Below are 10,984 nucleotides of genomic sequence, written 5' to 3'. Positions count from 1 at the left end.
GCGGTTTAGAAAACGCGTTTTCCCTACCGGCAAGGCATTCAAATTCACAAAACCATAACGAACGCGCCTTAAATCCAACACTCCAGCGTTAAAAAACGCGAAAAAACGCCTCAATTCTCTGTTTTTCCCCTCATTGATAACGACTCTAAGTTTGGAGTATTTGGCATGGTTTTTGATGATTTCATAACCAATAAAGGGGGCGAATTCCATGCTTTTAATGGGGGTTTTTTGGTGCGCTCCCTTAGTAGCGTTTTCTAATTTCAAGCCCTCTTGCATCGCGTTTTCTATCTCTCTTGTAACAAAGCCTTGGATTTTAACAAGATACTCTTTTTCTAAATTTGCATGCATTAAAGCGCTCACCACCGCCTTACTATCGCTCAATAATAGCACCCCTTCACTCGCAAAATCCAAACGCCCCACCGGCGCAAAATGAGCGTATTTTTTCTCCAAGCTTTCATAAATCACGCGCCGTTTTAAGGGATCGTTTTTACTCACTAATTCGCCCTTTGGCTTGTGATAAACTAACACGCTGAATTTTTTGTTTTTTAAAGGCTTGATGAGTCGCTTGTCTAAAAACACCTTGTCGTTTTCTTTAACCACGCTAGCAAGTTTGGCATGTTCATGATTGATTTTCACCCGCCCCTCTAAAACCAATTTTTCAGCTTCTCTTCTTGAGTGTTTGGTGTAATGGGCTAAAAACTGGTTGATCCTCAAGCCAAATCCCTCCACTCTAACCCTTTAAAATCGTCCTTAATCTTTTCATTCACCATGAGATCGCTTTGGATTTTGAATTGCTTGCCCTTATCTTTGATGATCAAATACAAGGGGTGTTTGCCCTGGTGTTTTAAAGCGCTCTCTTTGATTTGTCTTAAAAACTCTTTTTTCACATCGTTTTCTAACACGATCGCCAAAGAGCAAGAGCTGGAGGCGAGTATTTCAATGGGGGGGATTTCGTGCACCTCTTCTTTTTGCTTGTCAGGGTCTTTATAGCGGGCTTTAGGGATTTTAACCTCTCTAGCGCTCTCTAGATCCAAGATTTCAAAAAGCCTTAATCGCGCCACTTCTTCTTGCTCTTCAATCTTGCATTTAAACACTAGAGGTCTATTAATATCCAACTCTTCTAAAGCGTTTAATTGCTTTTCAAACAGCATGAGTTCAAACTTGCCGTATCTGTCCAAAATGTCCGCTGTGCCATAAGGCTTACCGCTTCGTTTGCCAATTTTCTTCTTGACTTCCATGATTTTACCCAGCAAATAAGCTTGCGAGCCAATTTCTAGCTCTTCAATATCAATGCTTTTGACTAAATTTTTAAAGCCCTTAATTTCTTCTTTAAACTCGTCTAAGGGATTGCCTGAAACATGGATGCCTAAAGTCTCGTATTCGCATTCTAAAAGCGTTTTAGCGTCATGTTCGCCCAAATCAATCATGTCTAAAATAACCTGCTCTTTGGTTCCGCCTTCCATGGCTCCAAAAAGGGAGTTACCCCCTTGCATCATTTCATTAGCCTTATCTTTAGCGCGCCCAGCATCACAGATCAAATCCAAGTTAGCGAGCATGGTTTTTCGGGTATAGCCTAAATTATCCAAGCTCCCTGATTTCACTAATGGCTCTAAAGATTTTTTAGTGAGTTTAGAAAAATCCACCCGTGAAATAAAATCTTCTAAACTCTTATAATCCCCTTTAGCCCTTTCTTCAATGATGTTTTTAATCGGCTCACCCCCAACCCCTTTAACCGCTCCTAAACCAAACACGATTTTCTTTTCCAACTCGCCCTTTGGATTTTTAAACTCCGCTACGCTGAAATCTTGCATAGAAGAATTGATGTGCGGGGGCATCACTTCAATTTCTAAAGCCCTGACCTCATCAATATAGCGCGCCACGGATTCAATCTTATTGGATTCGCTAGTGAGCATCGCTGCCATGAACTCATGCTTGTAATAAGTCTTTAAATACGCCGTTTGGAAAGTGATCATCGCATAGGCGGCTGAATGCGATTTGTTGAAACCATAGCCGGCAAATTTAACGATCAAATCCCACAAATTAGCCGCTTTTTGGCCGTCATGCCCTAAATTTTTAGCGCCTTCTACAAACTTAGCCTTATTGTCCGCCATGATTTGAGCGTCTTTTTTCCCCATAGCGCGGCGGATCAAATCCGCTTCACCCAAACTAAAACCGCCGATCGTTTGCACGATTTGCATCACTTGCTCTTGATAGACGATCGTGCCGTAAGTGGGCTTTAAAATCGGCTCTAATTCTTTAAACGCATAAGCGATAGGCTCAATGCCATGCTTTCTATTGACAAAATCATCTACCATGCCTGATTCCATAGGCCCTGGTCTGCCTAGCGCGATAATGGCGATAATGTCTTCAAAGCTTGAAGGTCTTAAGCGTTTGTTAAGCCCTTGAAACATCCCGGATTCAATCTGGAATATCCCCACCGTATCCCCGCTTTGGATCGTTTTATACACTTTTGGATCGTCCATATCCAACGATAAAAAATCCACGCTAATTTTATGCTGCGTTTTAATGATTTTAAGCGCATCATCAATCACGGTCAAGGTTTTAAGCCCCAAGAAGTCAAACTTGATCAAATCCACCGGCTCTAAATACTTCATGGAATACTGCGTAACGATACCGCCGGTTTTTTCAGAGGCAAACAAAGGGGTCTTGTGCCACAACTCTTTTTGGCTATCCACCACCAAGGCTGCGGCATGCACGCCCGCATTGCGGTTTAAATTCTCTAAATTGAGCGAATACTCCCACACTTGTTTGGCTAATTCATTGCTTTCTACTAATTCCTTGATTTTAGGCTCTAATTCCCACGCCCCCTCTATGAACTCGCCATTTTTTTCATAGCCCTTAAGCGTGATGCCTAAGCGGTTGGGTATGAGTTTGGCAAAATCATCGGCTTCTTTATAAGGCATGTCCAAAACCCTTGCGACATCTCTGATCACGCCTTTAGCTAGCATCTTATTAAAGGTGATGACTTGGGCCACATTGTATTTGCCGTATTTTTCAATCATGTATTCTATGATTTCCTTACGCCTACGCTGGCAAAAATCCGTATCAATATCAGGCATGCTGACTCTTTCGGGGTTTAAAAACCTTTCAAAGAGCAAATCGTATTTCAAAGGGTCAATATCCGTGATTTTTAAAGCAAAAGCCACCAAACTCCCGGCCGCGCTCCCCCTACCAGGCCCTACAGGAATGCCCATTTCTTTAGCGTAACGGATAAAATCCCACACAATCAGCATATACCCCGGGAATTTCATGTTCGTAATGACTTCAATTTCTTTTTCTAAGCGTTCTTGGTATTGATCATGCTTTTCTTTTGGCACTAAAATTAAACGCTCTTTCAAGCCCTCTCTAGCCTTATAAGCGAAATAAGAAGCGTCATCTTCAAAATCCAGTCCCTCATTTTGAGCGTAAGCTTTAGTGAATTTGAAGCTTGGAGGGGTTGGGGGGTTCTTTTTATCGTCTTTTAAATCAATCTCTAAAACGCATTTATCAGCGATTTCTTGGGTGTTTTCTAAAGCTTCTGGAATGTCTGCAAAGAGCTTTGCCATTTCTTCAGGGGACTTAATGTAAAACTCATGCACGGAGTGTTTCAAGCGCCCCTTATCGTTTAGGGTTTTACCCATCGCTACGCACATCGCTACTTCTTGAGCCTTAGCGTCATTAGGCATGGTGTAGTGGGTGTCGTTGGTGGCGATGATTTTTAACCCTGTTTCTAAAGACATTTTAATGACTTGCTCATCAATGAATCGCTGATCTAAAATGCCATGGCGCATGATTTCTAAATAAAAGTCGTCTTCAAAAATCTCCTGGTATTCGCAAGCGATTTTTTTGGCTTCATCATAGCCTTTAGCCCCATACTTGCGGTTTCTCTCATTATTGGTATTCAAATGGTAATTGACTTCCCCTTGCAAGCACGCGCTAGAAGCGATAATGCCTTTAGAATGCTCCCTTAGAAGTTTTTTATTGATGCGCGGGAAATAATAAAACCCCTCTAAATACGCCATAGAGCTTAAAAACATCAAATTTTCATAGCCCTCTTGGTTTTTAGCGAATAAGCACAAATGGAAGCGTTGCTTGGTTTCTTTGCTAGAAAGATTGTCGTCATTATGGATATACGCTTCCATGCCGATGATAGGCTTAATGCCTTCTTTTTTCATGCTCGTATAAAAATCAATCGCTCCAAACATGTTCCCATGGTCAGTTACGCTCACGCTTTTCATGCCCAATTCTTTAACGCGTTTGGCTAGAATTTTAATCTTGTTCGCTCCGTCTAAAAGCGAATATTCCGTGTGCAAGTGCAAATGCGTGAAGGCTTTATTCTCTTTCATTGTATAACCCCTATTTGGATTTAACGCCATTATACCTACCGCTCTTTAAAAAACTCTTTATCGGTTCATTTAGTGGTAAATTATTTTAAAATGGTGGTTATAATAAGAAAGTTTTTATTATTTTTAATGCTATTTTAGGAGTTCATCATGAAAAAATCCATTTTATGGGGCGTTTGCTTGGCTTTTTCTTGCGCCCATGCCTTGAACGATTTAGAGTTGATCAAAAAAGCGAGGGAAAGCCAATTAGAGCCTATGCCTATGGGCAAAGCGCTCAAAGAATACCAGATTAAAAAAACCAGAGATGTGGGCATTGGCACCAAAAACAGCGAGATCATGACCCCCGCTCAAGTGGAATTAGGCAAAATGCTCTATTTTGACCCTAGGATTTCCACTTCCTACCTCGTGTCTTGCAACACATGCCATAATCTAGGCTTAGGCGGGGTGGATTTAGTCCCAAGCGCTATCGGTTCTCAATGGAAGAAAAACCCCCACCTTTTAAGCTCCCCAACGGTGTATAACTCTGTGTTTAACGATGTGCAGTTTTGGGATGGTAGGGTTACGCATTTAAACGAACAAGCGCAAGGGCCCATCCAATCTTCTTTTGAAATGGGGGCTGATCCTAAAGTGGTGGTAGAAAAAATCAATTCCATGCCAGGCTATGTCAAACTCTTTAGAAAAGCTTACGGCTCTAAAGTCAAAATTGATTTTAAATTGATCGCCGATAGTATCGCTATGTTTGAAGCCACGCTCATCACCCCAAGCCGTTATGATGATTTTTTAAGAGGCAATCCTAAAGCGCTCAGTAAAGCCGAAAAAGAAGGGCTGGATTTATTCATTTCTAAAGGCTGTGTGGCTTGCCATAACGGCATTAATCTTGGGGGAACGATGCAGCCTTTGGGGGTGGTCAAACCTTATAAATTCGCTAATGTGGGCGATTTCAAAGGCGATAAAAACGGGCTTGTGAAAGTGCCTACTTTAAGGAATATCACTGAAACGATGCCTTATTTCCATAACGGGCAATTTTGGGATGTCAAGGATGCGGTTAAAGAAATGGGCTCTATCCAGTTGGGCATTAAAATCAGCGATGAAGAAGCGAAAAAAATTGAAACTTTCTTTGGAGCCTTAAAGGGTAAAAAACCTAAAATACTCTATCCAGAACTCCCTGTAATGACAGACAAAACCCCTAAACCCTCTTTTTGATTTTAAAAAGTCCTTTTAGGGGGGCTTTTAGCGCTAAATCCAAAAACGCTCAAAGCCTCTTTTACGATTAACAATAAAAAAGCCAAAAGCGAGCGATAACCTCTTAAAAAGCGCTTAAAATTTCTCTTTAATCCCTAATTTAGCGATCTTAGATTGTTTTGAAACCAAAAATCCATTCAAGGCGTTTTCAAATAAATTTTCATTTTTTGGTTGTCTAAAATGAGCGTGTCCTTGCCCTTAGTTACCGTGAAATTACCCTTAAAATTCTCCATAAATTCCAATTCAAACGCCATCAAATGCTCATCTTTACACACTTTTCTTGAAATCCCGCTGTCTTCAATCCCAATGTGCCTATCGCCCTGCCATACATAGCTGGCAAAATACCGGTTGCAATAGCCTTTGCCATAAATGCGGTTTTCTTTTTGATCAAACACAAACTCTCCCATAGAGCTTTTAGGCTTTGGTTTCTTTTTAAAAAGCTCATACCAGTGTTTTCTTTTTTCTTTCTGCTCCTGCTCTTTGGCTTCAATTGCTGCCTTATCCTCAGGTAAAGCGGTATTTAGAGAGGAATCTTGCTCTTCTTCATGCTCTCTAAAAGCGCTATCAGCGAGCATGGTTTCAATGTCATACACCTGATGATTCATTTCTACTTTTTGGATATGCCAATCATTGCTAGAAAGTTTTTTATCAAACATTTTTAAAAAAAAACACCCCGAAAAGACACAAGCCGTTAAAACGCTTGCTCCAGCCAATCGTAAATTCAAACAATTCCTCCTTATGTTTTATTTTTTTAACGGGCTTACGCTTTGCGCTTCAACCGCTTTTTTAATCAAAGAAATCGCTTCTTGCATCGCTTGCACGCTTACATGTTGGAGGGATTGTATCGCGCTTTCTTGAAAATCTTGATTGCCATTTTTACTCGTTTTGGTCGTTTTGTTTTCCAAGCTAGAAATATTTTCATGCTTAATGATCACTCCAGAATGCGAATCGCCTTTCACGCTAATATCATAGCCTAGCGCAAATTCCGCCCTATAGGTAGAATTTTCCTTTTCTAAAAGAGAAAACGATAAAATCGTAAAACGGACCGCATAAGTTGGAGCGCCCGCGCCATAAGGGGGCAAAGCCACGCCTAAGCATGCTTTTTGCGCTTCTTGCATGAACATGGTTTTTAACATGTTGCGAGGCAAGTCTATCCATTTTTGGTGCTTCCCATGCGTGATCTGCCCGTCTTTGGCTTTAAAGACGATCTCTTTAGTGTTGAATAAATCCGCACTCAAAATACTAATGAGCCTCACTTCAGTCAAAGGTTTAGGGCATTGCGTGATTTCAAAGGAACTCGCATTCAAATCATAAGTTCTGATCTCTGGTAGCATTTGTTTTAAATTGATGCTCAAGCAACCCTGAAGCAATAGGGCTAATGCTGATGAGAGTGAAAAGATTTTTATCGCCGTAGCTCTCATGATTATTTCCTTTCTCCAAAAATCGTTTTATAGGGGTTAGCGTCAAACTTGTCTATCAAAGCAGAGCCTTTTTCCACAAAATTATCAATGTTTCTTAAGCTCAACTGCGCTTGCATGATCAAGGGAGTGAACATCGCTTTAAAGTCGTATTGCCCCTGTTTGATGCGTTTATCCACATTTAAAGCCACATTATTGACATTAGAAACAAGATTGTTAGCGTTGCCAATCAAGGCGTCAAATTGCGTCTTTCTTGAATCCAAGTTAGCGATGAGATCATCTACTGAAGCAAGAATGTGCTTGAATTTTTCCACATTTTCATCATCTAAAATCTTATTCACGTTTTTAATCGCTTTCATCACTTCTTGCATCGCTTGGTTAGCATCCACGCTCAAGCGATCTATAAGCCCTTCTTTAAAGATCAAAATCCGCTCCCCTTTATCGCCGCTGCCATAAAATTCTTCATTGTGGCTTTGCTCTAAGGCTAAAAATTTTAACCCCATAAGCCCCCTAGAAGAAACCGCCACTTTGGAGTCTTTACGGATCTTAACGCTGGATTTAATCATCAAATCCAAACGGACCACCCCCACTTTATCCTTTGCAAAACCCACCTTAATAACATTACCCACTTGAATCCCCTTGTAATTAACGGGCGAGTTGGTCGCAATGCCTCCCAAGTCTTTGTCCGTATAGACCACATATTCATAATACTTCCCGTCATCTAATCCCAAATGGCCTAGCCATAAAATAAAGCCTACCATGCAAACTAAGCATAAAAAGAAGAGCCCGCCGATTAAAGTGTAATTCACATGCCTTTCCAAAATTTCTCTCCTCGTGTTGAATTGAATAAATTGCCTTCATCTAGCCCTTGAGTTTGAGCTTTTTTAATAAAATCTTTTAAATCCCCGTTAAACTCTAATAGCCCATCTTTGAGCATGATAAACCTGTCCACGCAATCATGCACGGAGTCCAAATCATGCGTGATCATCACCACCGTAAGCTGTAAGCTCTCTTTGAGCGTCATGATGAGTTCGTCAAATTTGCCCGCGCTATAAGGATCTAGCCCGCTTGTAGGCTCATCTAAAAATAAGATCTCCGGGTTAGTCGCCATGGCCCTAGCTATACCCACGCGCTTTTTCATCCCCCCACTCAATTCATAGGGGTAAAGGTGGTAAGCCCTAGGGGGCAAACCCACTTTTTCAATCCACATTTTAGAAATTTCTTCAACGATTTTTTTAGAATAAGCGCCGTATTGTTCTAGCATGACGCCCACATTTTCTAAAACCGTTAAAGAGCTATACAACGCCCCAAACTGGAAGCAAATGCCGCAGCGGTTAAAAATCTTTTGCTGCTCTCTTTCTTTGAGTTTCCATATATCTTCCCCAAAAAGCAACACTTCCCCCTTTGTAGGGCGATTGAGTAAGATCATGCACCTTAAAAGCGTGCTTTTACCGCTCCCTGAACCCCCTAAAATCGCCATCACTTCGCCCTTATGCACGCTAAAACTCACGCCCCTATGAATAATGGTGCTCCCAAAAGCGCTATGGAGATCTTTGACCTCAATTAAGACTTGATTGTTAATAGCGTTCATCATATATTCAACTTAGAAAAGATAATGGAAAAAACAGCGTCTAAGAAAATGATCCAAAACAACGCATTCACGACGCTAATAGTGGTCAAGCGCCCAATGCTCTCAGTGTCCCCCTTGACTTCAAACCCGCGCATGCACCCTACCATCGCAATCGCAAACCCCCAAAAAGGGGCTTTGACAATCCCTACCAAAAAATGATTCCAACCCACTGTGTCATGCAGTCTGTCTATATAACTCGGGAAGCCTAAATCCAATTGGTATTTAATCGCAAACATGCCCCCAAGAATAGCGAACGCATCGGCAATAAACACCAATAAAGGCAAAACAATCACTAATGCTAACACCCTGGGTAACACTAAAAATTCAAAAGGGTTAAAACCCATGGTTTTCATCGCGTCTAATTCTTCAGTGATCTTCATCACCCCAATTTGCGCGGTAAAACTGCTCGCGCTCCTCCCAGCAACCACAAGAGTTAAAATAAAAGGGCCGATCTCTCTTAAAGCGAGTTTAGCCGTCATTTCAACCGACATTAAAGGCACGCCCAAGTCTTGTAATTGTAAAACCCCTTGTAAAGCAACGGCAAACCCCACGATGAACACCGTTAAAATACTCACGGGCAAAACCTTAAACCCGGATTCATTGATATGATAGAGCAAAGGAGTGATACAGAAGCGTTTGGGGTTGAAAACGCTTTTAATGAAGTAAAATAAAATCATGCCGCAAAAATTGAACGCGTTTAAAAAGGTGTTGTAAGTCTCTACGATACTCTTACCCAATTTAGTGATCAAAGGTTCGTAGTGTTTACCCGCTTTTTTAGACTCTAAATCCTCTTCTTTTTCAAGCCAGTCTTTAACCACTTTCAAAGCGCATGCGTTATTCTCGCTCACGTTGCACAATTCAATGTTTAAAGAACGCTCCTTGACTAAATCAAATAAAAACATGCCAAAAACAAAATCTATTTTTTGGCACCCTGAAAAATCCATTTTTAAAGGCCCTTGATGATCTAATAAATTTTTTTTCAACTCATCTAAACGAAACACGCTCGTTTTAAAATCCCAATCCCCTCTTAAAATCAGCACAGAGTTCGCCCCATCTTTACGCATCTCTAAAAATTTTTGTTTCTCTGTCTTCATTAAAATATATTCTCTCTTAGATTAGGTAAAATCTATTAACAAAATCTTGTTTGTTAAAACGGCTATTTTAACACAATGATAAAACAAAAGGTTAAACAATATTCTGTTTAATAAAGGATTGATTATTTTTAAAATGTTTAAAAAAATCATTTTTTTTGGCGTTTTCTTAATAGGGGGATTTGTTATTCCGCCCCTTGAAGCCATGCCTATTTTGCATAATAAAACCCCTAAAAAAAACTACCAAGAAGCCCATGAAAAGCTCTACAGGAGCATCATTAACCGCCAAAAGCTCACACGCCACAAAAGCGGATGGTATTTTTTAGGAGGGTTTGGCGCTGTAGAGGCCATTAGGGACTATCAAGGCAAGGAAATAAAAGATTGGATCGCCACGCTCAATTTAAAAACCGGCGTGCAAAGTTTTTTTAAAAAATACATTGGGATCAGGGGGGTTTTTGCATGGGATCTTGGGTCAGGAAAAGTGAATTACCAAAGCCATAAAGATCCTACCAACTCTTTTTTTACCATGCTTGCGGTGGGTTTGGATGTGATTATGGAATTCCCGTTAGGGAGTTATAAGCATTATTTGGGAGCGTTTGGAGGAGCTAGGGGGGCTTTAGTCGTTTATACCGACAAGCAAAATTTCAAGTTTTTTAAACATTCTGTGGTTTCAGGGGGTTTAGCGATTAATGGGGGGGTCATGCTCACGCTTTTTTTAAGACACCGCATTGAATTAGGGTTTAAGATCTTACCCACCGCCAGATTGCTTTCTAGCTCCAAACGCTTTGAGACTTCGCCCTTATTTTATGCGGCATACAGCTATAAATTTTAACCTTTTAGCAAACTTCAAAAATCCAATCTTTAGGGGCTTCTTGTTCGCCTTGCTGGATGGATAAAAGCAAATCATAGAGTTGTTTAGTGATATTGCCCGGTGTTTCAAAAAAATAAGACTTGTTATTATGCATAATTTCTTTAATGGGCGTAATGATCGCAGCTGTCCCGCACGCTCCAGCTTCTTTAAACGCACCCAACTCATCCATTAGGATTTCCCTCTCTTCTACTTTCAGGTTCAAATATTCTTTAGCCAAAACCATCAAGCTTTTTTTGGTAATGCTTGGCAAAATGCTTGGCGAATGCGGGGTGATAAAGGCACTATCATGCGTGATGCCAAAAAAATTCGCCGCCCCCACTTCTTCAATTTTAGTGTGCGTGGCAGGATCTAAATAAATGCAATCATCATAGCCTTGCTCTACAGCCATT

The 10,984-nt window shown here is 40.8% G+C and carries 10 protein-coding genes; 2 read left to right on the top strand and 8 right to left on the bottom strand.

The genetic code is table 11. The features are described 5' to 3' along the window. Nucleotides 1-729 (bottom strand): pseudouridine synthase (locus DV63_RS13180; protein WP_020982418.1); only part of this gene is annotated, 729 nt, incomplete at its 3' end. After that, nucleotides 711-4,346, bottom strand: a complete 3,636-nt coding sequence (gene dnaE / locus DV63_RS13175) for a DNA polymerase III subunit alpha (RefSeq protein ID WP_000662178.1) — start codon at nt 4,344-4,346, stop codon at nt 711-713. The genes dnaE and DV63_RS13180, both read right to left, overlap by 19 nt. Before the next feature lie 147 nt (nt 4,347-4,493). Between dnaE and DV63_RS13170 the strand changes: the two genes are divergently transcribed. Then, entirely contained in the window at nt 4,494-5,546 is a 1,053-nt protein-coding gene (locus DV63_RS13170; protein ID WP_000748413.1) for a cytochrome-c peroxidase, read from the top strand. Between the two features lie 176 nt (nt 5,547-5,722). On the opposite strand, the gene DV63_RS13165 is transcribed toward DV63_RS13170, so the two are convergent. The 5 genes from DV63_RS13165 to DV63_RS13145 are packed head-to-tail and all read right to left on the bottom strand — an operon-like array spanning nt 5,723 to nt 9,727. Continuing rightward, nucleotides 5,723-6,310 (bottom strand): META domain-containing protein, encoded by a 588-nt coding sequence (locus tag DV63_RS13165; protein ID WP_001053504.1) that lies wholly within the window; start codon nt 6,308-6,310, stop codon nt 5,723-5,725. 18 nt (nt 6,311-6,328) lie between these two features. After that, nucleotides 6,329-7,006 carry a hypothetical protein gene (locus tag DV63_RS13160; protein ID WP_001202833.1) on the bottom strand — a complete coding sequence of 226 codons (678 nt, stop codon included), beginning with the start codon at nt 7,004-7,006 and terminating at the stop codon, nt 6,329-6,331. 2 nt (nt 7,007-7,008) lie between these two features. After that, nucleotides 7,009-7,824 carry an MlaD family protein gene (locus tag DV63_RS13155; protein ID WP_000439524.1) on the bottom strand — a complete coding sequence of 272 codons (816 nt, stop codon included), beginning with the start codon at nt 7,822-7,824 and terminating at the stop codon, nt 7,009-7,011. Next, nucleotides 7,809-8,594, bottom strand: coding sequence for an ABC transporter ATP-binding protein (locus DV63_RS13150; RefSeq protein WP_000991536.1), 786 nt, complete (start codon nt 8,592-8,594; stop codon nt 7,809-7,811). The genes DV63_RS13155 and DV63_RS13150 overlap by 16 nt, the downstream gene beginning before the upstream one ends. Next, the gene (locus DV63_RS13145; RefSeq protein ID WP_000845758.1) at nt 8,594-9,727 is read right to left on the bottom strand and encodes an ABC transporter permease; all 1,134 of its coding nucleotides are present in this window, start codon (nt 9,725-9,727) and stop codon (nt 8,594-8,596) included. Before DV63_RS13145 ends, DV63_RS13150 begins: the two co-directional genes overlap by 1 nt. A gap of 133 nt (nt 9,728-9,860) precedes the next feature. Here DV63_RS13145 and DV63_RS13140 point away from each other — a divergent pair, with 133 nt between their 5' ends. Continuing rightward, entirely contained in the window at nt 9,861-10,556 is a 696-nt protein-coding gene (locus tag DV63_RS13140; protein ID WP_000473413.1) for an outer membrane protein, read from the top strand. A gap of 4 nt (nt 10,557-10,560) precedes the next feature. Here the strand turns inward: DV63_RS13140 and DV63_RS13135 are convergent. Continuing rightward, a partial coding sequence (locus tag DV63_RS13135) for an aminotransferase class IV (protein ID WP_020982417.1) occupies nt 10,561-10,984 on the bottom strand: 424 nt, incomplete at its 5' end.

This window comes from Helicobacter pylori FD535 (assembly GCF_000296015.2).
GTDB classification, from domain to species: domain Bacteria; phylum Campylobacterota; class Campylobacteria; order Campylobacterales; family Helicobacteraceae; genus Helicobacter; species Helicobacter pylori_CT.
This window is presented reverse-complemented; position numbering and strand designations above follow the sequence as displayed.

Coding starts and splice junctions, on each gene's coding strand:
- dnaE (WP_000662178.1), bottom strand. CDS start 4,346: ATGAAAGAGAATAAAGCCTTCACGCATTTGCACTTGCACACGGAATAT.
- DV63_RS13170 (WP_000748413.1), top strand. CDS start 4,494: ATGAAAAAATCCATTTTATGGGGCGTTTGCTTGGCTTTTTCTTGCGCC.
- DV63_RS13160 (WP_001202833.1), bottom strand. CDS start 7,006: ATGAGAGCTACGGCGATAAAAATCTTTTCACTCTCATCAGCATTAGCC.
- DV63_RS13150 (WP_000991536.1), bottom strand. CDS start 8,594: ATGAACGCTATTAACAATCAAGTCTTAATTGAGGTCAAAGATCTCCAT.
- DV63_RS13145 (WP_000845758.1), bottom strand. CDS start 9,727: ATGAAGACAGAGAAACAAAAATTTTTAGAGATGCGTAAAGATGGGGCG.
- DV63_RS13140 (WP_000473413.1), top strand. CDS start 9,861: ATGTTTAAAAAAATCATTTTTTTTGGCGTTTTCTTAATAGGGGGATTT.